This window comes from Methylobacterium oryzae, from assembly GCF_021398735.1.
GTDB lineage: Bacteria > Pseudomonadota > Alphaproteobacteria > Rhizobiales > Beijerinckiaceae > Methylobacterium.
Genome location: NZ_CP090349.1, coordinates 2,365,001 through 2,388,395, shown reverse-complemented (window position 1 = coordinate 2,388,395; position 23,395 = coordinate 2,365,001). Strand labels below are relative to the sequence as shown.

At 73.8% G+C, this 23,395-nt stretch carries 20 protein-coding genes and 1 tRNA gene (1 of these 21 only partly in view); 7 read left to right on the top strand and 14 right to left on the bottom strand.

Annotated features, from left to right (window positions below; translation table 11 throughout):
• Complete coding sequence (locus LXM90_RS11455) at positions 1-255, bottom strand: hypothetical protein (protein WP_026605077.1); 255 nt, start codon at positions 253-255, stop codon at positions 1-3.
• A 169-nt stretch (positions 256-424) separates the two neighbouring features.
• On the opposite strand from LXM90_RS11455, the gene LXM90_RS11450 reads away from it, so the two are divergent.
• Positions 425-709, top strand: coding sequence for a hypothetical protein (locus LXM90_RS11450; protein WP_020094113.1), 285 nt, complete (start codon positions 425-427; stop codon positions 707-709).
• A 307-nt stretch (positions 710-1,016) separates the two neighbouring features.
• Here LXM90_RS11450 and LXM90_RS11445 read toward each other — a convergent pair whose 3' ends face one another.
• Genes LXM90_RS11445 through LXM90_RS11430 form a run of 4 tightly spaced genes read right to left on the bottom strand, consistent with a single transcriptional unit; the run spans position 1,017 to position 5,480 of the window.
• Positions 1,017-2,156, bottom strand: coding sequence for a GNAT family N-acetyltransferase (locus LXM90_RS11445; RefSeq protein WP_234082779.1), 1,140 nt, complete (start codon positions 2,154-2,156; stop codon positions 1,017-1,019).
• Positions 2,153-3,493: a lipopolysaccharide biosynthesis protein gene (locus tag LXM90_RS11440; RefSeq protein WP_234082777.1), complete on the bottom strand. Its 1,341-nt coding sequence runs from the start codon at positions 3,491-3,493 to the stop codon at positions 2,153-2,155. Before LXM90_RS11440 ends, LXM90_RS11445 begins: the two co-directional genes overlap by 4 nt.
• Before the next feature lie 56 nt (positions 3,494-3,549).
• Positions 3,550-4,422, bottom strand: a complete 873-nt coding sequence (locus LXM90_RS11435; protein WP_234082775.1) for an SGNH/GDSL hydrolase family protein — start codon at positions 4,420-4,422, stop codon at positions 3,550-3,552.
• A complete protein-coding gene (locus tag LXM90_RS11430) occupies positions 4,383-5,480 on the bottom strand; it encodes an OpgC family protein (protein ID WP_042672499.1) in 1,098 nt (365 codons plus the stop codon). The genes LXM90_RS11435 and LXM90_RS11430 overlap by 40 nt, the downstream gene beginning before the upstream one ends.
• Positions 5,481-5,649: 169 nt before the next feature.
• Between LXM90_RS11430 and LXM90_RS11425 the strand changes: the two genes are divergently transcribed.
• Positions 5,650-5,916, top strand: coding sequence for a hypothetical protein (locus LXM90_RS11425; protein ID WP_020094108.1), 267 nt, complete (start codon positions 5,650-5,652; stop codon positions 5,914-5,916).
• Between the two features lie 30 nt (positions 5,917-5,946).
• Here the strand turns inward: LXM90_RS11425 and rfbA are convergent, their stop codons facing one another.
• The 4 genes from rfbA to rfbC all read right to left on the bottom strand — a co-directional run bounded on the left by rfbA (position 5,947) and on the right by rfbC (position 9,442).
• The gene (gene rfbA, locus LXM90_RS11420; protein ID WP_020094107.1) at positions 5,947-6,846 is read right to left on the bottom strand and encodes a glucose-1-phosphate thymidylyltransferase RfbA; all 900 of its coding nucleotides are present in this window, start codon (positions 6,844-6,846) and stop codon (positions 5,947-5,949) included.
• Positions 6,843-7,748, bottom strand: coding sequence for a dTDP-4-dehydrorhamnose reductase (rfbD, locus tag LXM90_RS11415; protein WP_103985615.1), 906 nt, complete (start codon positions 7,746-7,748; stop codon positions 6,843-6,845). Before rfbD ends, rfbA begins: the two co-directional genes overlap by 4 nt.
• Complete coding sequence (gene rfbB / locus LXM90_RS11410) at positions 7,748-8,797, bottom strand: dTDP-glucose 4,6-dehydratase (RefSeq protein WP_042672497.1); 1,050 nt, start codon at positions 8,795-8,797, stop codon at positions 7,748-7,750. The genes rfbD and rfbB overlap by 1 nt, the downstream gene beginning before the upstream one ends.
• A 93-nt stretch (positions 8,798-8,890) precedes the next feature.
• A complete protein-coding gene (gene rfbC, locus LXM90_RS11405; protein WP_020094104.1) occupies positions 8,891-9,442 on the bottom strand; it encodes a dTDP-4-dehydrorhamnose 3,5-epimerase in 552 nt (183 codons plus the stop codon).
• Positions 9,443-9,617: 175 nt separating this feature from the next.
• On the opposite strand from rfbC, the gene LXM90_RS11400 reads away from it, so the two are divergent.
• Positions 9,618-10,529 (top strand): DUF6925 family protein, encoded by a 912-nt coding sequence (locus LXM90_RS11400; RefSeq protein WP_234082774.1) that lies wholly within the window; start codon positions 9,618-9,620, stop codon positions 10,527-10,529.
• A gap of 282 nt (positions 10,530-10,811) precedes the next feature.
• Here LXM90_RS11400 and queE read toward each other — a convergent pair whose 3' ends face one another.
• Complete coding sequence (gene queE, locus LXM90_RS11395) at positions 10,812-11,444, bottom strand: 7-carboxy-7-deazaguanine synthase (protein WP_020094102.1); 633 nt, start codon at positions 11,442-11,444, stop codon at positions 10,812-10,814.
• 270 nt (positions 11,445-11,714) lie between these two features.
• Between queE and LXM90_RS11390 the strand changes: the two genes are divergently transcribed.
• The 4 genes from LXM90_RS11390 (at position 11,715) to LXM90_RS11375 (ending at position 16,190) form a co-directional block, all read left to right on the top strand.
• Positions 11,715-13,232, top strand: a complete 1,518-nt coding sequence (locus LXM90_RS11390; RefSeq protein WP_020094101.1) for a D-alanyl-D-alanine carboxypeptidase family protein — start codon at positions 11,715-11,717, stop codon at positions 13,230-13,232.
• A gap of 66 nt (positions 13,233-13,298) precedes the next feature.
• On the top strand, positions 13,299-14,405 hold the full coding sequence (locus LXM90_RS11385) for a CobW family GTP-binding protein (RefSeq protein ID WP_042672494.1): 1,107 nt from the start codon (positions 13,299-13,301) through the stop codon (positions 14,403-14,405).
• A 104-nt stretch (positions 14,406-14,509) separates the two neighbouring features.
• Complete coding sequence (locus LXM90_RS11380; RefSeq protein WP_020094099.1) at positions 14,510-15,397, top strand: hypothetical protein; 888 nt, start codon at positions 14,510-14,512, stop codon at positions 15,395-15,397.
• Between the two features lie 73 nt (positions 15,398-15,470).
• A complete protein-coding gene (locus tag LXM90_RS11375) occupies positions 15,471-16,190 on the top strand; it encodes an endonuclease III domain-containing protein (RefSeq protein ID WP_234082773.1) in 720 nt (239 codons plus the stop codon).
• A gap of 3 nt (positions 16,191-16,193) precedes the next feature.
• Here LXM90_RS11375 and LXM90_RS11370 read toward each other — a convergent pair whose 3' ends face one another.
• The 4 genes from LXM90_RS11370 to LXM90_RS11355 form a co-directional block, all read right to left on the bottom strand.
• Positions 16,194-16,511, bottom strand: a complete 318-nt coding sequence (locus LXM90_RS11370; protein WP_020094097.1) for an HPr family phosphocarrier protein — start codon at positions 16,509-16,511, stop codon at positions 16,194-16,196.
• Positions 16,512-16,641: 130 nt separating this feature from the next.
• The gene (locus LXM90_RS11365) at positions 16,642-20,994 is read right to left on the bottom strand and encodes a translocation/assembly module TamB domain-containing protein (RefSeq protein ID WP_234082771.1); all 4,353 of its coding nucleotides are present in this window, start codon (positions 20,992-20,994) and stop codon (positions 16,642-16,644) included.
• Positions 20,995-22,953: an autotransporter assembly complex protein TamA gene (locus tag LXM90_RS11360; protein WP_234082769.1), complete on the bottom strand. Its 1,959-nt coding sequence runs from the start codon at positions 22,951-22,953 to the stop codon at positions 20,995-20,997. It abuts the gene before it with no gap.
• A gap of 435 nt (positions 22,954-23,388) precedes the next feature.
• Positions 23,389-23,395, bottom strand: a tRNA-Met gene (locus LXM90_RS11355) (it continues 70 nt past the right edge of the window).

The following is a 23,395-nucleotide window of genomic DNA, read 5'->3' as shown; positions in this document are numbered from 1 at the left end:
TCACGGACGCGGGTCGAGCCCGCCGCGGCGTGCGAGGCGGCCCTGTTCCGCGTGCCAGCGCGCGTCCGCCACGGCGCGTGCCAGGCGCCGGATGCGCCAGCGCCGGTACAGCGACAGGACCGGGTTGCCGCCGAGACCGGCCTGATGCCGGCTCAGGCGTCGCAGCAGGTCCGGCAGCTGCGCCGAGGCCGCCTCGCCCGTGGCGATGTCGATGGCCCGCATTTCCGCCCGGAGCCCCGCCTTCCAGTCGTCCATGACGCCCGCCTCCGCGATCATCGCCCGCCCCCGCGGCCGGCCGGAATTCCCAACAGCCCGCCCGCCGTCTCGCCCGCGGCATGAGTACACGCCGGAAAACCCTCCGTTCCCGATCCGGGTTTGCCCCGCAGGTGGTCCGCCCGGCGGACCGGACTGGAGAATACGGCCGATGCGATCCAGGACAACGTACCGCTGCACGCTGGCGCTCCTGCTCGGGCTCGCCGCCGGGCCCGCGCTCGCGCAGAGCACGGGCTACGTCACGGGTTTCCCGGGCAAGGATCCCGCGGGCGACGAGGAGATCGGCTGGGGGCCGGCCTACCGGCCCGAGACGAGCTTCGCGCAGCCCGGCACGCCGCCGACCCCCGGCGCGATCGCCGGCCGCGCCTATCGTGCCCGGACCGGGCACGGCGTCTACGATCGGGTGCAGGGCGACGGTCTGTACCGGGGCCGGTAGCGGGCCGCACCGCGGTTTCAGGGCGCCGTGGACCCGCCGCGAGAGGATGGGGTTGAGGCGCGAGAACCTGTCCCCATCGCTCTGGAACGGTTTGATAGGGCGGCGGCTCCGAACGCGACAGCCGCGCCATCGCCCCCTCTCCCGTGCGGGAGAGGGTTGGGGTGAGGGACAAGAGGCCTCTCGGTCGAGCGCACCATTGCCGCTCGGCCAGACTGCGCTTCGTTCGGACAGACCCGATCCCTCACCCTGTCCCTCTCCCGCACGGGAGAGGGGACCAGCGCCGCGTGCGGAACGCGCTGAACCGGCCCTAGCGCCGCCGCAGGGCCCGCTTCGCGGCCGCGCGCGCGTCCCGCTCGAACCGGGCGAGCCGGAGGCGCCGCTCCAGCGAGATCACCTGTCGACCGGGCGGGACCGCGATGATCTCGGCGACCGGAACCCGGTCGCGGTAGAGACCTTCCAGCGCCGATCCTTCCAGCGTCGCCGAGTCGAGCCGGTCGGCGAAGCCGGTCTCGTGGCAGGCCCGCACGATCTCGGCCTCGAGCAGCAGGCCCGGGGCGTGGCCGCGCAGATCCTCGTCGTAGGCGGTCTTCAGCAGGGTCGCGGTGCCGCCGCTGACCAGGGCGAGGCTGACGGCGACAGGCCGGCCGTCGAGGGTCAGCGCGTCGGCCCGGACGGCGACCGGGCCCGGAACCGCGGTGAACAGCGCCCTGGCCAGCGCGGCGCTCTCGGGCCGGCAGGCCATGGCGGTGCCGGCCTGCCCCTTCCAGCCGGCGCGCTCCAGGTCGAGGAAGGCCGCGACGAGGCGGGCGAGGTCCGATCCGCCCGTGGCGCACGCGTGGGCGACGGTTCCGGTCTCCGACAGGCGGCGCGCCCGGCGGCGCAGGTCCTTGAAGCGCGCCCGGCCGGGATGGTCGGCGAGGAACGCCGCGTGGTCGGCGCGCCGGTCCATGACCGGGCGGTCGAAGCCCGCCACCGTGCCGATGGCCCAGCCGCGCGCGCGCATCGCCGCGAGCATCTCCGGCACGGCGCCCTCCCCGGTCGGCAGCAGCGGCCAGCGCCAGGGGCATCCGCCGGAGGCGGCCTCGAGGCCGGCCACCAGGGCCAGCGCGTGCGCGGCCCGGTCCGGACCGTCGGCGACCAGGGGAGCCGTGGCGGTCACGTAGGGCGAGAGGAAGGGCCGCAGGACCCGGCCGCCGAGGCCCGTCAGGTCCCGGGCCCCATGGTACGGGAGCAGCCCGACGAGACGGTCGCCCGCGCGGACCGTGACGTAGCGGAGGGCCGCCGGCAGCAGCCCGGCGGTCCGATGGGCCTCGATGACGTGCCGGGAGAAGTGCGGGTGCGCCGCGGCGCCCGCCGCGACCAGCGCGTCCCAGGCCTCCGGCTCCGGCGGGTCGCCGAGGGTGACGACGGCTCCGGACGGCGCGCGCAGGGGGCTCGCGGCGATCATCGGACCGCTCCGGCGGCCCAGACCGGGGTCGGAAGCCCGTGGATCCGCCCCGCGGCGCGCGCGAGCAGGGCGGCCCGGCCCACGCTCGCCACCGCGACCGCCACGGCCGCGCCGAGCGTCCCGAGCGCCGGGACCAGGGCGAGGCACAGGCCGGCGGCGGCGAGGAGACTCCCCGCCGTGATGCCGGCGCAGAGCCGCTCCCCGCCCAGCATGGTCAGCAGATCCTCGCCCGGGCCGAACAGGCTCGCCCCGACGCTGCCGGCGATCAGGATGCACAGGATCGGCACGCTGTCGCCGAAACCCGGCCCGAACATGGCCAGCAGCAGGGGGCTGACGGCCAGGATCGCGCCGCCGACCACGAGCGTCGCGGCCGCCGTCAGGCGGCCCTGGCGCCGGACCAGCTCGGCGAGGAGGAAGCGGTTGGCCTGCGCCTGGGCGGCGCTGTAGCGCTGGAGCGTCGCCGCGCTGACCGCGTAGTGCACGAACACCACGAATTGCTGGATGCGGGTCGCCGCGAAGTAGATCCCGACCTCGGCCGGGCTCACCAGGGCACCGAGCACGATCACGTCGACGAAGGTGAAGCCGGCATTGGCGAGGTCGATCGCGGCGATCGGCAGGCCCGTGCCGAGCCACGTGCGCCACCGGTAGCGGTGCGGCCCGGCCGGCAGCTCCCGCCGGAGCCGCGCGGCGAGGAGGGCGGCCTGCAGGGCGGTCGCGACCGCGGCGGCGACCAGCATGCAGGCCATCGCGACCTCGGCCCGGGGCGGCGCGCCGAGCAGGATCGCCGCGACCATGCAGGCCATCATCAGGGTCTGGCGCAGCAGGTAGGGCGGCGCGATGGCGAGCCCGACCCAGTTCTGGCTGCGCGCCACGCCCTCGAGGTAGTCCTGGAGCGCGAAGAGCGGCATCACGCAGAGCGCGACCAGGATCGGTGCCCAGTAGGCGGGGGCGAACAGGTCCGGCTCGAGCACGAGCAGCGCCGCGCCGAGGCAGGCGACGGCGAGCGCCGCTCCGCCGGTCACGAGGGCGCCGGCCCGGATGTAGCCGCGCGCGAGGTCGAGGTCGCCCTGCGCCTGATCACCCGGCACGAACCGACACGCGCCCTGCGACAGGCCGAGGGTCAGGGTGTGGCCCAGCATCGCGGTCCAGACCCAGACCGACGCGAAGATCCCGTAGGCGTCCCAGCCCATCAGCCGCGCCGCGAGCACCTGGGCGCCGTAGGCGAAGCCGGCCGACCCCACGCGGATCGCGAAGACCGTCAGGGCCGCCCGCTGCGGGCCGCTGCGCAGCGCCCGGAGGTGCCGGAGCGCGAGGACAGGGAGGGCCGTGGCTGACACTACGCGCTCCGCGCCGGTCCCGAACTCGGCGGGAGGCCGATCTCTGGCCGTCCGGTCTAGCCCGGGGCGCGTTGCGGCTCGGTTAAGGGCGGCTGGGCCGGCGCCGCCTTGGGCTCCTTGGGCGTCTCGGTCCGCATCAGCGAGGTGGCGATCGTCAGCGCCACGTGCTCGGCCATGCAGCGCAGGCCGAGGTCGTTGAGCCGGAACTGGCGGCCGAGCATGTGACCCTCGCCCTTGTCGCTGCGGCGCGACAGGTACTGCAGGGCCTCGTAGCGCCGGACCAGCGGCACGCCCTGCTGGGTCGCGACGCTCCGGACGGCCTCGACGATCCGGTTGTAGTCGACGTCGGCCGCCATGCTGGCCGTGTAGATCGGGTCGACCAGCACCACGTCGATCCCGTGCGACCGCATCCAGCCCACGGCCTCGGCCAGCGCGCTCGCGAAGGCGTCCACGTCGACGCGGGCGATGGCGTCGTGGGTGCCGACCTGCCAGACGACGAGGTCGGGCTCGGCCTCGGCCACCATGGTGCGCAGGCGCTCGGCGGCCCCGGAGGCGATCTCGCCCGGCAGGCCGCGGTGGTCGATCACCACGTCGACCTTCGGCAGGGCGTGTTCCAGCGCGGCCTCGAGCTTGGCCGGATAGGAGGCCGAGGCGCCCGGTGCCGCGCTGCCGCCGATCGCCAGGATCTTGAGCGGACGGTTCTCCGCCAGCGCCGCCTTGACGGCGCCGAGCTGGGCGACGCTGTAGAGCTGCGCCCCCGGGACCCGGCATTCCTGCGACAGGGCCGGATCGTCCGCCACGGGGCCGGCGGCCTGCTCGGCCGCGGCCGCGCCGCCGGCGGGGCCCGACAGCAGGAGCACGGCCAGCGCCGCGGCGAGCCGGGCCCGCGTCATGCGCGGGGTCGCGACGATCTGCTGCGGCTGCGCCATTCGACGAACCATGCCGTAAACCCCAGCCCGACCAGGCCCGAGCCGGCGACCAGCATATCGATCAGCGCGCCGCCGCCCGTCTGGAAACGCACGAGCTGTCCGATCAGGCTCAGGATAGAGCCCATCGAGAAGACAGCCAGTGAATTCCGGCCCATCTGACTCAGATAACCGACGACGCGGCCGATTCGGGGGGCGAGCACCGCGTAAAGCGGTGCAAACGCTAACAATACCCCCAGGAAATGAACCAGTCGCGCCGGGGTCAGGTAAGTCTTCTCGAACGTGAACAGTAGGCGCGGCTCCGGAACGAGCATCGGATCCGGGCGGATCTCCGTCACGGCGAGCACGATCCCGAGGAGAACGATCACGACGCCCGCCGGGATCAGGCGCCGCGACCAGCGGCGCAGGGCGTCGGAGCGGAGGTTCCAGCCCTGCAGGACGAAGCCCAGGACGAGCAGGAGCTGCCAGCAGAGCGGATCGAAGAACCAGTCGCCCTCGCCCGGCCAGGAGGGGACGTTCCACCCGAAGACGAGGCTCGCGAGATAGACGCTCACGGACAGGCCCAGGGCCCCGAGCAGGCTGAAGCGGCCGACCAGGACGAAGACGGGCGCGATGCCGATCAGCAGCACGTAGAGCGGCAGGATGTTGAAGTAGCCGAGCTGGTAGGTCAGCAGCGCCATCCCGCAGACCGACTGGATCGGGTCCGCGAAGAAATTGCCGGCATTGTGCCACTCGAGGATCAGCGGGTTGTCGAGCAGCAGCGCCGCCCCCGCGATGATCGCGAGCGCCAGGAGCATCACGGTGAGCTGCGCCCGGTAGACCTCGACCGTGCGGGCGAGGAGCCGCACCACGCTCCGGCCCGGCGGCTCCGGGTTGCCGTCGCGCCCGCGGGTGGCGATCCCGATCGACCAGCCGGCCAGGAACACGAACAGCTCGGCCGCGTCCGAGATGCCGTACTGCGAGAAGGTGTAGCGCTCGAAGGTGTTGCCCGGGATGTGGTTGATGAAGATCGTGATCAGGGCGAAGCCGCGCCAGAAGTCGATCGCGTTGGGGTCCCGCATCGTCGCGGCGGCTCCGAGTTTCGACGCATCAGGATGGCGGCGGCGGGAACGCGGCCCCTGATACGGCGCCGCAACGCGTCTGCAAAGGCGAACAAAGGTGGGGATCGCGCGGCCCGATCGAACCGGACGGTCACACCCGCGTTATGGCCCGGCACGGAGTTCCGCACCCATGACCCGCCCCCTCACCGCCCTCGGCCTCGCGCTCCTCCTGCCGGTCCTGGCGACCGGCCCCGCGCTGGCTCAGGCCCAGACCGGCACCGGCGGCGGCCCCGCCTCCACGGCGACCGCCCCCAACACCTCGTCGGTCGGCCGCGTCATGCCGCCGAGCCGCGGCGCCGGTGCCGAGACGCCGGACGACCGGCGCGTGCGGACGCCGCGCGAGGCGGAGAACGACAAGCTCATGCGCGGCATCTGCATCGGCTGCGCCCCCCGATAAGGGGGCAGCGCCCGGGTGCCGCCGACGACGCTACTTGCCGCGGCGCAGGCGCAGGTCGTCCTCGCTCTCGCGGGAGAGGCGCAGCAGGTTCTGCCCGTAATTGGTCTTGGCGAACATCTCGCCGCGGGCCACGAGCTGGTCGCGGGTGATGAACTTCTGCAGGTAGGCGATCTCCTCCAGACACGCCACCTGCAGGCCCTGCCGGTTCTGCAGGGTGCGGACGAACTCGCTCGCCTCCAGCAGGCTGTCGTGGGTCCCGGTGTCGAGCCACGCGTAGCCGCGCGACATGCGCTCCACGTGCAGCTGGCCGCGCTGCAGGTAGGCCTCGTTGACGCTGGTGATCTCCAGCTCGCCCCGGGCCGAGGGCTTCACGTCGGCGGCGATGTCGAGCACTTGGTTGTCGTAGAAGTACAGGCCGGTCACCGCCCAGGTCGATTCCGGGTTCTGCGGCTTCTCGACGATCTTCGTCGGCCGCCCCGACTTGTCGAGGTTGACGACGCCGTAGGCCTGGGGGTTGTCGACGTGGTAGGCGAAGACGGTCGCGCCCTGCTTGCGGCTCGACGCGCGCTCCAGGAGCTCGCCCATGCCGGCGCCGAAGAACAGGTTGTCGCCGAGGATCAGCGCCACGTCGTCGTCGCCGACGAAGTCGCGCCCGATCACGAAGGCCTGGGCGAGGCCCTCCGGCCGCGGCTGCAGGGCGTAGGAGAACTTGAGGCCGAACTGCTCGCCGGTGCCGAACAGGCGCTTGTAGTTGTCGAGGTGCTCCGGCGACGAGATGATCAGGATCTCGCGGATGCCGGCGAGCATCAGCACCGAGACCGGGTAGTAGATCATCGGCTTGTCGTAGACCGGCAGGAGCTGCTTGTTGATCGACAGCGTGGCCGGGTGCAGGCGCGTGCCGGATCCGCCGGCCAGAACGATGCCCTTCATGGCTTGGAAACTCCCTCTGAGACCGGCCCGACGAGCCGGTCCAGGATGTCGTCGAGCGCCGCCTGCCAGGGCCGCGGCGCGATGCCGTAGGCCTCGTTGAGGCTGTCGGTGGACAGGCGCGAATTGGCCGGCCGCCGGGCCGGTGTCGGGTAGGCGGAGGTCGGGATGCCCTTGACCGGCACGGAGCGCCCGCCGCGCCGGGCCGAGCCCGCCACGATCGCCTCGGCGAAGCCGCACCACGTGGTGTCGCCCCGGTTCACGCAGTGGAACGTGCCGGTCGGCGCCTCCGGATCCGCGGCCATGGCCTGCGCGATCGTCGCGAGGGCCGCGGCGAGGTCGGCGGCCGAGGTCGGGCAGCCATGCTGGTCGTTCACCACGGTCAGCGCGTCGCGCTCCGCCGCGAGCCGCAGCATCGTCTTGACGAAGTTGCCCCGGTGCGGGCTCACCACCCAGGCGGTCCGCACGATGGCGTGGCGCGGGTTGCCGGTGCGCACCGCCAGCTCGCCGGCGGCCTTGCTGGCACCGTAGACGCTCTGCGGGTCGATCGGCGCGTCGGGCGCGTAGGCCCCGTCGGGCTTGGTCCCGGCGAAGACGTAGTCGGTCGAGACGTGCACCAGCGGGATTCGCTTGGCGGCGGTCGCGGCCGCCAGGATCGCCGGGGCCAGCGCGTTGAGGCGCCACGCCGCGACGACGTCGGACTCGGCCTTGTCGACCGCCGTGTAGGCGGCGGTGTTGATCACCGCCCGGTAGGCGCGGGCGGCGAGCGCCGCCGCGACGGCGTCCGCGTCGGTGATGTCGAGGTCCGCGCGGCCCGGCGCGTGGACGGTGACGCCGTCCGGCCACGTCAGGGCCTGCAACTCGGTGCCGACCTGGCCGGCGCCGCCGAGGACGAGGACGTCCATCAGCCGTTGAGCCCCAGGCGCTCGCCCTTGTAGCGGCCCTCGCGGATCGGGCGCCACCAGCCCTCGTTGCCGAGGTACCACGCCACGGTCTCCTCCAGCGCCTGCTCGAAGGTCTTCTGCGGGCGCCAGCCGAGCTCGGTCTCGGCCTTGGTGCAGTCGATCGCGTAGCGCCGGTCATGGCCCGGGCGGTCGGCCACGAAGCTGATCAGCTGATCGTGCGGCGCGCCCTGCGGGCGCAGCCGGTCGAAGGCCGCGCACAGCGCCTTGACCACCGCGAGGTTGTTGCGCACCGCGCGGCCGCCGAGCAGGTAGGTCTCGCCGATCCGGCCGCGCTCCAGCACGGCCACGAGGCCCTTGGCGTGGTCCTCCACGTGGATCCAGTCGCGCTCGTTCAGGCCGTCGCCGTAGACGGGCAGCTTCTTGCCCTCGAGGGCGTTGAGGATCATCAGCGGGATCAGCTTCTCGGGGAAGTGACGCGGCCCGTAATTGTTCGAGCAGTTGGTCACTAGGACCGGTAGCCCGTAGGTCTCGTGCCAGGCGCGGGCGAGGTGGTCAGAGGCCGCCTTCGAGGCCGAGTAGGGCGAGCGCGGATCGTAGCGGCTCTCCTCCGTGAAGAACGCGTCCGGCGGCAGCGAGCCGTAGACCTCGTCGGTGGAGACGTGGAGGAAGCGGAAGGTCTTCCTCTCGGCCTCCGGCAGCGTCTCGTAATGGCCGCGGGCGCCGTCCAGCATGGTCTGCGTGCCGATCACGTTGGTGCGCACGAAGGCGCCCGGGTCGGTGATCGAGCGGTCGACGTGGCTCTCGGCGGCCAGGTGCATCACCGCCTCGGGCTTGAAGTCCGCATAGGCCTTCTGCACGGCGGCGCGGTCGCAGATATCGGCCTCGACCAGGCGATGGCGCGGGTTGTCGGCGAGCGGCGCCAGCGAGACCGGGTTGGCCGCGTAGGTCATCGCGTCGAGGGTGCAGACGTCGTGGCCGAGATCGTTGACGAGGTGCAGCACCAGCGCCGAGCCGATGAAGCCGCAGCCTCCGGTCACCAGGATGCGCATGGTGGATTACCTCTTCGGATCGATCGAGAACTGAGAAAGCCGGGGCAGCCTAAGACCGGCCGTCGTGACAAAATTGCGGCCGGGCCGCGCTCTTCAGAAGACGCGGCCGAGATCGGCGAGCTTCGGCGCCCGGCGATCCTTGTCGGACAGGATCGCCGCCTCGCCGGAGACCGGCCACGGGATCCCGATCGCTGGATCGTTCCAGAACAGCGCCCGGTCGTGCTCGGGGCTGTAGTAGTCGTCGACCTTGTAGGCGACCATGACGTCGGGCGTCAGGGTGCAGAAGCCGTGCGCGAAGCCGTGCGGGATGTAGAGCTGCTCGCCGTTCTCGGCGTCGAGCGTGACGGCGACGTACTTCCCGTAGGTCGGCGAGTCGCTGCGGATGTCGACCGCGACGTCGAGGATCGCGCCCTGCAGCACGCGGATCAGCTTGGCCTGCGCGCGGGGGGCGATCTGGAAGTGCAGGCCGCGGACCGTCCCCTGCGGGGCCGAGAAGGACTGGTTGTCCTGCACGAACGGCGTGGTGATGCCGGCCCGCGCCAGGGTGTCGGCCCGGAAGGTCTCCGAGAACCAGCCCCGCGCGTCGCCGAAGCGCTTCAGGACGATGCGCTTCACGTCCGGGATCTCGGTCTCGATGACGTCCATGCCAGCGCCCTTCTTGCGGATCCCGTCGCGAGGTCCAGCGGACGTCTCCGCGTCGGTCGTTCCGGGTCGCGCGCCCGCCTCGCCGACCACAACCTCGGTGATGCACCGCGACTTCCGGTCATTCGCCGTCCGTGTCAAGGCGTGCGGGCTGCGGTGGCGTGCACGAGGGAAGCCGATGACGGGCGGAGCCGGACCCGCGGTGGACGGCCTGCTGCGTGCCCAGCTGGCCGATCCGGCCTGCACGTGGAGCCTCGGCGGCTACGGAGCCGCCGCCGTGTTCGCGCGGGAACCCGACGAGCCGGCACGGCCCCTCGAGGACGACGCGATCGGGCTCCGCACGGCCCGCGGCGCGCTCGCGGTCCGGGCGCATCCGGATCTCAGGCCGTTCGCCTACGAGACCGGCTTCGCCGACGGCTGGAGCCAGGCGGTCGCGCTCTGCCTTCCCGCGGCCGCCTGCGCGATGGGCCGGCGCACCGTTCTGACCGAACTGGGTCCCGACGAGGCGGCAATCCGGCCGGAGGACCGCGCCGCGCGCCTGTTCGATCTCGGCCTCGGTCTGCGCGCCGCGGATGCCTGCCTCCGGACCGCCGACCCCGCGCGGATCGCCCGCTTGCGGGCGCTGGCGGGCCGACCGCTCCTCGCCGCCGGCGCCGCGGCGATGCCGTCCGCTGTCATCTCGAGCCTGGACCAGATCGTCATCACCCGCATCGGTCGCGTCGAGGTCTTCGCGCCGGAGGCGGATCGGGCGGCCGCGGGGCCCGGGCCGCGGTGCCACCTGCTGCCGCAACTCCTGCGACTCGCACGCACGCACGCGGCCACCGCGCCGATCCCGCCGGGTTGGATCCCCTGCGGGACGCTGCATCCGGCCCATCCCGCGCGGGACGGGGCCGGGCGACCGGTCCCGTTCGATGCCGGGCGCCACGCCGCGTTCGGACGCGTCCTCGACGGATGGGGCGATCCCGCGCTGGCGGCCCTGCGCCGCGCCGTGCTGGACGGCCAGGATCCCGATCCGCCGCGCGCGGGCGGACGGTTCGCGCGCTCGGCGATCCGCGCGGCGCGCGCCCAGCGGAGGGCTATCGTCAGGTAGTGCCGTCCCCGATCGCGTCCTGACGGTTCGGAGAGACGGCGATCCCGGTCGAGACAACCGCGCCGTAACCCCCTCTCCCGTGCGGGAGAGGGTCGGGGTGAGGGACGAGAAGCTTCAGGATCAGGCGCGCTCTCGGGTTGCCGACAGGCCGCGACTCGTCCGGATGGCCCTGATCCCTCACCCTGTCCCTCTCCCGCACGGGAGAGGGGACCGGCGCCTCGTGCGGCACCGGCTTGGCGATCACTTCGTCCGAACCCAATCCCGGGACCAAATCCAGGCCCCTCAGGGAATGCCGATCATCTTGTGGGTCTGCAGCGAGAGCCGCCAGCGGGCGTCCCGGCGGCAATAGGCGATCGCCGCCTCAGTGCTGGCGACCCGGTCGGGGCCGTCCATGGGCTGGAGGAAGCGGTGCTGGAAGGCGAGATCCACGAAGGCCGCGGGATCGGCATCCGCCTGCGGGTAGACGAGCTTCAGCTCGTGGCCGGAGACCTGTGCGAGGGCGTTGCTCCCCTTGGGGCTGACGCAGATCCAGTCGATCCCCGGGGGCGCCGGCAGCGTGCCGTTGGTCTCGATGGCGATCTCGAACCCGGCCGCGTGGACGGCCTCGATCAGCGGCGTGTCGAGCTGGAGCAGCGGCTCGCCGCCGGTGAAGACAACGTAGCGGTTCGCGGCGCCGCCCGCCCAGGTGGCGGCGATCGCGTCGGCGAGGGAGGCCGCGTCCGCGAAGCGCCCGCCGCCCTCCCCGTCCATCCCGACGAAATCGGTGTCGCAGAACCGGCAGGCCGCGGCGGCGCGATCGGCCTCGCGCCCGGACCAGAGGTTGCATCCGGCGAACCGGCAGAACACGGCGGCACGGCCCGCCTGCGCGCCCTCGCCCTGGAGCGTGTGGAAGATCTCCTTGACCGCGTAAGCCACAACCGTCCCAGTCACCGTCGCGCGCGATCCGGCTTGCGCGCCCGGCCTGCACATAAGCCGTGCCGCCCGCGCGGGCTACCGACAACCGCGCCGTGCAGACCCGCGATGTGATCTCGCCTTGCTCTTGCCACGGTAGGCTCGTTCATGCCGAGATGCAGTCCGGCGATCGCCTTTCGGCCGTCCGGGCTGCGCCACTCTCCGGCTGGCCGGCCGGAAATCCGACGCCCCCAGGGCGTCGATCCAGGCGATCCTCTGACGAGTCGGGCTCGAATGTCCTCTTCTCTCTACCGACGCCTCACCGTCGGGCTTGCGGCGCTGACGGGTCTGCTCGGGGCGGGCCTCGTCGGGATCGGCGCCGCGAACGCCGTGACGGTGCCGATCCTCGTGGCCGACGTGGATTCGGGCAAGGTCATCTACGCGCAGGCGCCGACCGACCCCTGGTACCCGGCCTCGATCACGAAGCTGATGACGACCTACGTCGCACTGGACCTCGTCCGCCAGGGCAAGGTTTCGCTCGACTCGATGATCACCATCTCGGCCGCCGCCGCCGCCGAGCCGCCCTCGAAGATGGGCTTCAAGCCGGGCACGCAGCTCACCCTCGACAACGCCCTGAAGATCATCATGGTCAAGTCGGCGAACGACGTCGCCTACGCGATCGGCGAGTCGCTCGGGGGATCCGTCGAGAACTTCGCCGCGCTGATGAACGAGACCGGGCAGCGGATCGGCATGCATGACAGCCGCTGGTTCAACCCGAACGGCCTGCCCGACCCGCGCCAGTGGACCTCCGCCCGCGACATGGCGGTCCTCGCCCGGGCGCTGATCCGCGACTTCCCGGATTCCCACGACCTGTTCTCGATCTCGGCGATCCAGTTCGGCCGCGCCGTGATGGCGAACCACAACGGGCTGCTCGGGCGCTATCCCGGCACGGACGGGATGAAGACCGGCTTCATCTGCTCGGGCGGCTTCAACGTCGTGGCGACCGCCACGCGCAACGGCCGGCGGATCGTCACCATCGTGATGGGGCAGCCGACCCCGCGCGAGCGCGACGTGAAGACCGCCGACCTGTTCGACTACGCCTTCGGCCAGAGCGCCGGCTGGACCAGCCCGACCCTCGACGCGCTGCCGGCCTCCGCGATCCCGGCGCCGCCGGACATGCGTCCCTTCGTGTGCGGCGGCAAGAAGCCCCCGGCCATCGAGGACGGTCCCGGCGCGCTGAGCGCCCCCGGTTCGGCCGCGCAGTTGATCGGCGGCTCGGCGGCGAACTCGCCGGCGCTGGCGCTCGCCGCGTTCTCCAACCCGGCCCTCCGGGCGCGGTCCCTGCCGCCGCGGGCGCCGCTCCAGCCGATCGCCGTCTGGGTCGGTCGCAACCCGGCCGAGGGCCAGCAGATCCTCGAGGCGCAGGAGGCCGAGCAGAAGGCCGCCGCCGCCAACACCCGCGCCGCCAAGCTCGAGGCTGCCAAGGCCAAGCGCGCGGCGGCCCTCGAGGCGGCCAAGCAGGCGCGCGCGGCGCGCCTGGAGCGCGCCGAGGCCGCGAAGGCGGCCGCTAAATCCGCTCCCAAGGTCGCCGCGAAGCCGGGCCACGGCGTGCCGCGGAACGCCAGCGCCTACACGTCGGACGTCACGCCCGGGATGCCGGAGGCCAAGCCCGGGAAGGGCCTGACCAAGCCGGCTCCGAAGGCGGCCGCCCACAAGCCGGTGCCCGCCAAGGCCGATACGACGTCCCACAAGGCGGCGGCCAAGGCCCCGGCCAGGAAGCCGGCCGCCAAGAAGGCGGCGGCCGACGAGTAGGCCCACTCCGGTGCTCGGCGCACCGCCGCGTTGCCGCGGAGGCCGCCACACCCCACTTCGTCGCCCATGTCGCCGCCTCTGTCAGAGACCCCCGCCCCCGCTCCGGACCCGCGCCGCCCGGAGCCCATCCCGCTGACCGTGCTCACCGGCTTCCTCGGAGCCGGGAAGACCACCCTGCTGAACCGGCTGCTGCGCGATCCCGCGCTCGCCGACACGGTGGTGATCGTCAACGAGTTCGGCGAGATCGGCCTGGACCACCTGCTGATCGAGACCGTCGACGAGGACATGATCCTGCTCGGCGCCGGCTGCCTGTGCTGCACGGTGCGGGGCGACCTGATCGCGACCCTTGAGGATCTGCTGCGCAAGCGCGACAACGGCCGGATCCGGCCGTTCCGCCGGGTCGTGATCGAGACGACGGGCCTCGCCGATCCGGCGCCGATCCTGCACGCGCTGATCTACCATCCCTATCTGGTGCTGCGGTACCGTCTCCAGGCCGTGGTGACGGTGGTGGACGCGTCCACCGGCGCCGCGACCCTCGACGCCCATCCGGAAGCCCTGCGGCAGGCCGCGGTCGCCGACCGGATCGTGCTGACCAAGGCCGACCTCGCGGGCGACCTCTCGGGGATCCGCGCGCGCCTCGCGGCGCTCAACCCGGCCGCCCCGATCGTCGCGCCCGACGCCCCCGCGGACACGCTCCTCGGCGGCCTGTTCGGCCTCGACGGCAAGACCGCCGACGTGCGCGCGTGGCTCGGCGACGCGGCGCTGGAGCAGGCGCATCACCGCCACGCCGACGTGAACCGCCACGACGCGTCGATCCGGGCGATCTGCCTGACCAGCGCGGCGCCCGTGCCGCGCCCCGCCTTCGAGATGTTCATGGATCTCCTGCGCTCCGGCCACGGGCCGAAGCTGCTCCGGCTCAAGGGCCTCGTCGCCCTCGCCGACGATCCCGAGCGGCCCCTCGTCGTCCACGGCGTCCAGCACGTGTTCCACGCGCCGGTCACCCTGCCGGCCTGGCCGGATCCCGACCACACCTCGCGCCTCGTCCTGATCCTGCGCGACCTCGATCCGGCCTTCGTGCGCCAGCTCTGGGACGCCTTCCTCGGCCGCCCCCGGGTCGACGCGCCGGATGCCGCCGCCCTGACCGACAATCCCCTGGCGATCCCCGGCCCCTGACGCCGGCGGTCGGCACCGTCCTTGAAGCCCTCGACGCGAAGGGCGCCCCGGAGGCGCCGGATCGTCCCGGATCGGGACGGGTCGTCGAGAGGCAGGACACGCGGATGGCGCGACGCTTCACCGTGATACAGGGCGGGCTCACCGAGCGGCCGGACCGCGCGGCGGATCCGGAAGCCGGAGCCGGTGCCGAGGACGGCGCCGAGGACGGCGCCGAGACCGGGACCTGGCGGGTCGATCTGCGGCGACCCGGTGCCGTCGACGCGGCCTCCGTCGCCGCGTGGCGGGCCATGCTGGTGCGCAACGCGGTGACCGACCCGCTGCGCGACCCGGACCACCTTCTCCCGCTCGCCCAGCACCGCCCGGCCGGTCGTCCCGTCGCCGTCGCCCTCGCCTGGAGCCGCGACGCGCGCGACGGCCACGAGACCCTGCGCGGCGTGGTCCCGCTGGCGATGCCGCATCCGGTCTGGGGCCGCCGCGCCCGGCCCTGGCAGCTCGCCGAGCCCGACGCGGCTGCCCTCGTGGAGCGCGCGGCCGCGGAGGCCGTCGACCGGGCGCTGCGGGAGCGGCTCGGGGCGCTGCGCCGCCCGCTCCGACTCGTCGGCCAGTCCGCACCCGCCCCGGATCCGGAGCCGCGGCGCCCCGTCCTGGCGGCCAGCCGCCCGGCGCGTTCCCGGCCGATCCCGGCCGGGAACCTGCTCGGCGTGCGTCCCGAGGGCTGGGAGCCCGCGGAGACCGAGATGCTCGCCGTCACCGAGCCGGAAGCGGTCCGCGACGCCGTCGAGACCTTCCTCGCCCTCGACGCCCGCACGGCCGCGCGGCCGATCATCGCCGATCCGGCCGAGGCGTCGCTGGTGCGTGTGGTCACCCGGCTGTTCGCCCGCCGCGGCGCGCTGCGGGTCGAGTTCCGCCGGCGGGCCGGCGCGGTGGTCGCCGGGACGCTCCACCTGTGCGCCGGCGCCAACGCGGTGCCCTGGCGCCGCGCCCGGGCCTGAGTGGTCGGTGAGCGGTCAATCCGCCGCGTCCGGGGCGCCTGTCGACGGGGGCGGCGAACCCTAGCTGGCCGACATGACCCGCGACCTGCCCCACGGCGTTCGACCCGCTCCGCGCCGGAAGGCGGCCGCACGGACGGTGCCGCGCTCGCGCGGGGCGGGCGAGGCCGACCGGGTGGCCGCCATCCTCGCGCGCCTCGCCGAGCGGGACCCGGATCCGAAGGCCGGATTCGACCGCACCGACCCGTTCCGCCTGCTCGTGACCGTGCTGCTCTCGGCCCAGTCCACCGGCCCGACCGTCTCGCGGATCGCGGACGCGCTGTTCGCCGAGGCCCGCGATCCCGCCGCCATGGCGGCCCTGGGGGAGGCCCGGATCACCGAGATCGTCCGGCCGGTCGGGCTCGGGCCCTCCAAGGCGCGCAACATCGTCAGGCTGTCGGCGGTCCTGCTCGCGGAGCACGGCGGCGCCGTCCCGCGCAGCGCCGCGGAGATGCGCCGCCTGCCGGGGATCGGCCGGAAGAGCGCCGAGGTCACGGCGAACTTCGCCTTCCACGAGCCGGTGATCGCGGTCGACACCCACATCTTCCGGATCGCGAACCGGATCCCCCTCGCCCCGGCCGCGACCGTCGACGCGGTGGCCGACGGCCTCGCCCGAGTCGTGCCGGACGCGTTCAAGGACAACGCCCATGTCTGGCTGTTCCGGCACGGGCGCGACACCTGCACGGCCCGGAAGCCCGCCTGCCCCCGGTGCCCGGTCTCCGACCTGTGCGCGTGGCCGGGCAAGGCGACGGCCTAGACGCTACTCGTCCTCGCCGAAGCGGTTGGCCAGCAGGGCCTCGATGGCGTCGAGGCAGCTCTCCGCGTCCGGGCCGACGGCGGTGACGGCGATGCGTGTGCCCATGGCGGCGCCGAGCGTCAGCAGGCCCATGATCGAGCGTCCGCCGACTGTCTCGCCGGCCCGGGTGACCGTCACGGCGGCGTCGTAGCGCTCCACGGTCTGCACGAACTTCGCGGAGGCGCGGGCGTGGAGGCCCCGCCTGTTGATGATCGGGAGCTTGCGGATAAGGCCGCCCTCCGGAACCGGCGGATCGTCATCGGTCTCGAAAAGCTCGTCCATCGCCCGTGGTGTTTCCCGCCCGATCGGCGGCCCTGGCGGCCGCTCGTCCCGAACCTAAACCATTGACCGGGCGTGTCGATCCCGCAGCCCCGCGGGCGCGGTGGAACGGGCGGCTGTGTGACCGTGCCGGCTACCACTCGTACTCGGCGCCGACGCCGAGGCTGGTGCGGCCGTCGGTCCCGGCCTCGCCCTTCAGCTTGATCCGGCGGGTGACGTCGAAGTCGACCCCGACGGCGGTGTCGGCGGGCTTCGCCCCGGCCTTCACGCCGACGCTGACCCGATCCGAGATGTAGCGCGAGGCGCCGATCGCCGGCCCGCCGCTCGCGCCGGTGGAGACGTCGAGGCTGTCGAGGCCGAGGCTCTTGCGCGCCTGCTCGAACACGTCCGGACCGGCGGCGCCCCCCGAGAGCTGGGCGACCGCCTGGGCGAGCTGCAGCGCCTGGAACGGCGACAGGCCGGCCGAGGCCTTCTTGAACAGGATCCGCGACAGGATCTCGTCCTGCGGCAGGACCGGATCCGAGGTCAGGGAGAATTGCGGCGCGTCCGCGAAGCCCGAGACCGCGATGCGGGCGGTCACGTCGGTGGCCTTGGTCTCGGCGACGAAATCGAGCTCCGGCGTGGTCAGGCTGCCGGCGAAGGTCAGCCGGCCGCGGCTGAAATCCAGGCGCTGGCCGACGAGCTCGAACTGTCCGCGCCGCAGCGAGAACGCGCCGTTGGCGTTGGGCGACGCGGAGGTGCCGGTGACGCGCAGCGCACCGCCGAGTTCCGCGTCGATGCCGCGCCCGCGCACGAAGATGCGGCTCGGCGCGTCGATCGTCACGTCGAGGGTGGCGTCGAACGGGACGGCCGGCTTCCCGCCCCGTCGCCCGGACCGGGTCGCGGCCTTCCGCTCCGCCCGCTGCGCCAGGCGCGCCTTCAGGGCCGGCGGCGTGTTGACGTGGCGGACGCCCGGCAGCGGCCGGATAGTGGCCGGCAGCCGGTCCGGAACCGCGACGTCGATCGACACGACGTTCACCCGGCCGGCGATCCGCGGCGTCCGCGCCAGCGGCCCCGCCAGCGTGATGTCGACGCTCGACACGGCCGTCATCAGAGGGCTCGAGACGAGTTCGGCCTTGTCGGCGACGACGTGGAAATTGCCCGGGAAGTCGGGCGCGAGGGAGACGCGGCCGGTTACGGAGACCTGACCGCCGTTGCGGGCGGTCGCGGTCAGGCGCTCGACCACGACGCTGTCGCCGCGGCCGGTGACGCGACCCTCGATCCCGGTGAAGCGGAGCCCGTTCAGCGGATCGGTGAAGCTCCCGCCGCTCAGCACCGCCGCGCCCTGGGCCCGCGGCGCCGCGAGCGTGCCGGTGACGCCGCCGTCGATGGCGATCTTGCCGGTGACGCTCTGGCCGCCGACGCTCAGGAGGGAATTGGCGAGGGCGGCGTCGAGCGTCCCGCGCGCGCGCAGGTCCAGCGGACCCCCGGCCTCCACGGGCAGCGACCCGGAGACCGTCAGGGCGACGCCGCGCCCGGCCGTGACCCGCCCGTCCAGGCTCGCCTGCCCGTCCGACAGCGTGCCCTTGGCGGTCGCGTCGATCGCCGGCAAGCCGGCCTGCCGCGTCTGCGGGGCAACGAGCTTGGCGACGCTGACCGCGTAGCGCCCCTCCGGCCGCGTCGCGGGGCCGCGGAGATCCGCCTCCCCGTCCAGGGTCCCCGAGAGGGCGAGGCTCGGTGCGGCGATCCGGGCGAGCGACAGGGGCAGCGACCGGATCGCCACCTTGAGGTCGAGATCCCGCCCGGCGCGGCCCGCGACCGTGACGCGGCCGGAGCCCGCCGCGATCGACAGGCCGTCGATCACCGCGCCGCCGTCCCGGAGGGTGATCGCCGCCGGCCCGGTGAGGGCGAAGCGGTCGTTGCCGCGGGCCGCCGACAGGCGCTGGATCTCGATCCGCGTGTCCGCGGCCGGGACGACCCGCGCGGCGCCGTCGAGCGTGAAGCCGCGCGCCCGGGCGGTGAGGCTCACGTCGCTGAAGGCGGGCGTGCCGTTCGCGAGGAGCCGGATCGTGTCGACCTGCTGGCCGGCGGCCACGAGCCGGTCGGCCTCGATGCGCCCGTCGAGGACCGGGTGGGCGCGCAGGTCGCGTCCCGAGAGGTCCGCGTCGAGCCGCGCGAGGGCGGTCTCGCCGTAGCGGAGACCGGCCCCGGTGGCGCGGACGGTCACGTCCTGGCGCCCGCCGTCGCGGGCGAGGGTCAGTGCGGCGTTGAGGCGGCCCGCGACCGGTTCCGGGACCAGGGGCGCGATGTCCGTCAGGTCGCCGGCCCGCACGGTGAGTGCGCCGGCCGACAGCCACGTGTCGGCCGCGACCGTCGCCTGGCCGGCGACGGAGACCGAGCCGAGATCGAGGCCGAGCCGGTCGAGGACCCAGTCCCCGCCGACGCGCGCGAGGTGCGCGCCGCCGGTCAGCGGCTTGCCGCCGACATCGCCGCCGAGCCGGACCGTGCCGTCCGGCGCGAGGAGCGCGTCCCGCAGGACCGCCTCGACGCGCAGGTCCCGGATCGGCTTGCCGGCCGCGGTGGCGGAGGGCGCCGTCAGGGTCGCGGTCACGTCCGGATGCTCGAGGGATCCGGTCAGGCGCGCGTCGACGCCCGCCCTGCCGGTGAGGCGCCCGTCGAGATCCGCGAGGCTCTTGAGGTCGATCCTGCCGGTGACGTCCGCGCGGGTCGCCGTCGCCTCGCCCTGCAGGGTCGCGGTGACGCCGGAGCCTTCCAGGCGCAGATGGTCGAAGCCGTACCCGTCGAAGGTCTGGGAGACGCGCCCCTGGAGGCTCGGCGCGCGGCCGAGGGTGCGGTCGGCCGCCCGGATCCCGGTGACGACGCCGCTCGTCGTCACGGCGAGGTCGGCGGCGACGGCCTTGCGCGCCGGATCGCCGCTGAGCCGCGCCTTGGCGTCGAGGCTGCCCGCGAGACCCTGGCCCGCGAGGCCCGAGAAGACGGAGAGGTCCGGCAGCGCCGCGTCCACGGTGCCGGTCAGGGTGTTCTGGCCGACCCGGCCGGCATAGGCGGCCCGCGCCGTGTCGGAATCGAGGTTGAGCGCCGCGATATCGAGAACGCCGTCGGCGCCGGCCGAGGCCCGGAGCGTCACGGTGGCCCGGCTGCCGATCGCCCGGCGCAGGGCCGGGTCGGCGAGCTTCAGCCCGTCGACCCGGCCGTCCGCCGCGATGGCGAAACGCTGCGCCGACGGCTCGCCCTGCGGGTCGATGCCGAGGCTGGCCTCGATCCGGTCGAGGCTGGAATCGCGGCTGCGCAGGGCGGCCGCGTCGAGACGGCCCCGGACGGTGGGCGCCGCCAGCGGTCCCTTGAGGCTGCCGTCGAAGACGAGCTTGCCGATCTCGGCCTCGCCGGCCCGGGTGACGTCGCCCTCCGTCGGCACGGCGCGCGCCTGCAGCGTCAGGTCGGCGACCCGGTCGCGGGTCAGGCTGCCGCCGGCCGTCAGGCGCGCCGTGCGGGAGGTCAGCTCCAGCCGGTCGATCCGGAAGGCGCCGCTATCCGCGAAGGCGAGGCCGCCGTCGAGCTTGGTGGTGCCGGCGAAGACCGCCGCCGCCGGACCGGGCATCAGCCCCTCGATCCGGGCCGCGAGGTCGAGGGCGAGGCGCCGCTCGGCCCCGATGCGGGAGATCTTCGCCCCGCCCCTGGCGCCGATGTCGGGACCGGCCGTGAAGTCGAGCTTGGCCCCCCAGGCATCCAGTGTCCCGGTCCCGTCGAGCGCGAAGTCGATCGGCGGGGTGCCGGGCAGGTTGGCGGCCTTCGAGAGCAGGCCGCCCGCCGGCTCGACCAGGTTCGCCTTGAGTTCCAGCCGCTCGCCGTTCGGCACGAACAGCAGCGACAGCAGGAAGCGGCCCGGCGCGTCGAGGCGCTGCGCCCTCGCCTGCAGGTCGAGCCCCTCGCTGGCGGCGCCGAGCTTCGCCCGGCCCTCCGCCGACAGCCGCGCCGGCTGCCCGGCCACCGCCTCGCCCAGGGTCAGCTCGGCCAGCTTGAAGCCCTTGATCTCGACCTTGACCGGCAGGTCCGGGAGGAGCCGCCCGTCGGGCTTGGCCTCGGGCGGCGGCGGTCCGGGTATCGGCCGGCGCAGCACGTCGAGATGCCCGATCTCGAGGCTGTCGACCTCCAGCCGTCCCGACAGGAGGGCCAGCCGCCGCCAGACGATGCGGGCCCGGTCGAGCTTCAGCCAGACGCCGTCGCGGTCGCTGATCGCCACGTCCCGGATGGTCGCGTCCGAGGACAGGGCGCCGTCGATGGCGCCGATCGCCACCCGCGACGAGGGCGTCGACAGGGCGCGGGACAGGAGGCCGCCGAGGACGGACTTGTCGCCCTCGTCGGCGCGCGTCGCCGCGAGGGTCCAGGGCAGCAGGGCGAGGCAGACCAGGACGAGCGCCAGGCTCCACCGGCCGGGACGGGCGGTCGGACGCGCGGTGCGCGGCGTGAGTCCGGTTCGGAGCACCATTCAGAACGCCTGCCCCAGGCTGAGATACAGGACGGCGGGACGCACGTGTCCGCCCTTGTAGGGGTCGAGCGGGAAGGCGACGTCCGCGCGGATCGGCCCGATGCCGGTGTAGTAGCGCAGGCCGATGCCCACGGATTTGCGGATCTTCTCATCGAAATCCGGCGTCGCCGAGGCGAAGGCGGTGCCCGCGTCGAAGAACGGCACGACGCCGATCGTGTCGGTGACCTTGATGCGCGCCTCGAGCGAGGCCTCCAGCAGGCTGCGGCCGCCGATCGGCAGGTTGAAGGGACCGATCGGCCCGAGGGTCCGGTACGGGTAGCCGCGGACCGAGCCGCCGCCGCCCGCGAAGAACCTGAAATTGTCGGGGATCTCCCCCAGCGGCGCGCCCGAGACCGAGCCGAAGCCGACGCGGCCGGCCAGGATCACGCGGGCCTCGTCGTCCAGGGCGTAGTAGGTCGATCCCTGCGCCTTGGCCACGACGATGCCGGGCGAGGAGATCGCGCCGGGATAGACCGCCAGCGACGCGATGGCCCGGACGCCCCGGGTCGGGTCGAGGAGGCTGTCGGTGGAATCGTAGGTCACCGAGGCCGGCACGCCGATCAGCCGGTAATTGACCGTGCCGAGGGCGTCCTTCGACCGGCCCGCCTGCGCGTCGAGCCCGATCTGCGCCGAGAACGTGTCCGAGAACCGGTGGCGGATCGCCCCCGAGACGCCCCCGCCATCCACGAGGTAGCTCTGCTGCACCTCGCGGGTGATGAAGGCGTTGGCGAGAAAGTCGTTGCGCGTCCCCCACAGGGCCGGCTGGACGTAGGTCGCAGAGAGGCGGCCGCCGAGGCCGTTCGTGCCGATCCCCGCGAGCTTGCGCTGGTTGGCGAACGGGTCGTTCCCGAGGCCCAGGTAGTAGATGTCGGCGTCCACCCTGAAGGACTCGCCGCCACCGAACAGGTTGCGGTTGGCGTAGTAGGCCCGCACGCCCGGCCCGTCGACGGTGGAGTAGCGCGCCGAGACGCCCACGAGGTTGCGCTCGCGCTCGGTGACCGCGACGAACAGCGGCAGGTTCCCGTCGGCGTCGAGGGTCGTGCCCTCGCGGACCCGCACGCCGCCGATCCCCTCGATCCGCGCCACCGACCGGCGGATCGCCGCCACCGCCTGGGGCGAGTACGGGTCGCCCGGCTCGGCGTAGATGAAGGAGCGGATGGTGGCCGGGTCGATGCCCGGCGCTCCGCTGATGGCGACCGGGCCGAGTCCGGCCACCGGGCCCGGCGCCACCGTGAAGGTCACGTCCATGACGTGGGCGGAATCGTCCACCACGGGGTCGCGCGCGATCACCTTGGCGAAGGGATGGCCCTGCGCGCGGAACTGGTCGACGATCTGCGCTTCCCGCGCCAGCACCGTGGCCGAGCGCGCGGGAACGTCGTCGTCGACGCGGGTGACCCGCGCGGGTAGCGCGGAGTCCGGGAACGGGTTGCCCGCCGGATCGCGCACGGTGATCCGGCGCAGCTGGTAGAGGGGTCCGAGATCGACCGCGATCCGCACCGGGACGAGGCCGCGGTTGCGCCACGCCTCCGCGGCACCGACCGCGGACGCCGCCTGGCCCGGCACCGGCGCGCCGTCGATCCGGATCGTGACTGTTCCCTGATAGTAGCCGTAGCCCGACAGAACGTCGGCGAGCTTGGCGCGGTCGGTCTCGGCCCGGCGCAGCAGGCCCTCGCCGTCGGGCGGCGGCTCCTGACGCAGGCGATAGAGGGTGGACGTGTCCTGCAGGGCCCGCAGCACGTCGGAATCGTCCGTGCCGGTGATCCGCAACGTGTAGGGAAGCGCCGTCGCGCTCGGTGGCGGCGGCTCCGGCTCGCTGCCGAACAGGCCGAACAGGTCGAAGGCACGCGCGGGTTGGCTCCCCGCGGCGACCAGCAGGGTCAGGGCCAGGGCGACCAGCCTCGGCGGCGATGCGCGACGCATCACCGGGCGGGCCGCACGATGAGAGGGAGCGGAGACGCGCAAACCGCGCTCTTCAGCTCCGATCGAGGTCGGCCGTGCCGCCTGCCTGTGAGATCATTGCCGCTCCCCCCTTACGCCGTATCACGACGTACCCCACCGCATCTTAAGGCCAGGTGCCTGCGAGGCCAACACCGCCAAGGTCGCGGCCCGGGGACCGCGCCCGGGAACCGGTTCGGCCGCTCGCGATGAGGCTGGTCAACGACGGGCTCCGACGCGCGTGATGCAGGCGGCACAGACCGCGAACCCGGGGCGGCGCGGTGCTCGGACTCCCCTCCCCTCGCGGAGGGCAGGCCGTGTTCCGGAGCGTGTCCGCGCCACGAGCGGGTCCACGCGACTTACTGCCACAACGCAGAACCCGCCGCGCTGTTAAGCGCGGCGGGTTCTGTGCGTCGGATTTGGTTGC

What these genes read in the sequence shown, in the direction of transcription:
- LXM90_RS11435 (WP_234082775.1), bottom strand. Translation starts at nt 4,422, where the DNA reads ATGGCGCAGCCGCAGCAGATCGTCGCGACCCCGCGCATGACGCGGGCC.
- LXM90_RS11390 (WP_020094101.1), top strand. Translation starts at nt 11,715, where the DNA reads ATGTCCTCTTCTCTCTACCGACGCCTCACCGTCGGGCTTGCGGCGCTG.
- LXM90_RS11360 (WP_234082769.1), bottom strand. Translation starts at nt 22,953, where the DNA reads ATGCGTCGCGCATCGCCGCCGAGGCTGGTCGCCCTGGCCCTGACCCTG.
- rfbB (WP_042672497.1), bottom strand. Translation starts at nt 8,797, where the DNA reads ATGCGCATCCTGGTGACCGGAGGCTGCGGCTTCATCGGCTCGGCGCTG.
- LXM90_RS11375 (WP_234082773.1), top strand. Translation starts at nt 15,471, where the DNA reads ATGACCCGCGACCTGCCCCACGGCGTTCGACCCGCTCCGCGCCGGAAG.
- LXM90_RS11385 (WP_042672494.1), top strand. Translation starts at nt 13,299, where the DNA reads ATGTCGCCGCCTCTGTCAGAGACCCCCGCCCCCGCTCCGGACCCGCGC.
- LXM90_RS11450 (WP_020094113.1), top strand. Translation starts at nt 425, where the DNA reads ATGCGATCCAGGACAACGTACCGCTGCACGCTGGCGCTCCTGCTCGGG.
- LXM90_RS11380 (WP_020094099.1), top strand. Translation starts at nt 14,510, where the DNA reads ATGGCGCGACGCTTCACCGTGATACAGGGCGGGCTCACCGAGCGGCCG.
- rfbC (WP_020094104.1), bottom strand. Translation starts at nt 9,442, where the DNA reads ATGGACGTCATCGAGACCGAGATCCCGGACGTGAAGCGCATCGTCCTG.
- LXM90_RS11400 (WP_234082774.1), top strand. Translation starts at nt 9,618, where the DNA reads ATGACGGGCGGAGCCGGACCCGCGGTGGACGGCCTGCTGCGTGCCCAG.
- LXM90_RS11425 (WP_020094108.1), top strand. Translation starts at nt 5,650, where the DNA reads ATGACCCGCCCCCTCACCGCCCTCGGCCTCGCGCTCCTCCTGCCGGTC.
- LXM90_RS11370 (WP_020094097.1), bottom strand. Translation starts at nt 16,511, where the DNA reads ATGGACGAGCTTTTCGAGACCGATGACGATCCGCCGGTTCCGGAGGGC.
- rfbD (WP_103985615.1), bottom strand. Translation starts at nt 7,748, where the DNA reads ATGGACGTCCTCGTCCTCGGCGGCGCCGGCCAGGTCGGCACCGAGTTG.
- LXM90_RS11445 (WP_234082779.1), bottom strand. Translation starts at nt 2,156, where the DNA reads ATGATCGCCGCGAGCCCCCTGCGCGCGCCGTCCGGAGCCGTCGTCACC.
- LXM90_RS11430 (WP_042672499.1), bottom strand. Translation starts at nt 5,480, where the DNA reads ATGCGGGACCCCAACGCGATCGACTTCTGGCGCGGCTTCGCCCTGATC.
- rfbA (WP_020094107.1), bottom strand. Translation starts at nt 6,846, where the DNA reads ATGAAGGGCATCGTTCTGGCCGGCGGATCCGGCACGCGCCTGCACCCG.
- LXM90_RS11455 (WP_026605077.1), bottom strand. Translation starts at nt 255, where the DNA reads ATGGACGACTGGAAGGCGGGGCTCCGGGCGGAAATGCGGGCCATCGAC.
- LXM90_RS11365 (WP_234082771.1), bottom strand. Translation starts at nt 20,994, where the DNA reads ATGGTGCTCCGAACCGGACTCACGCCGCGCACCGCGCGTCCGACCGCC.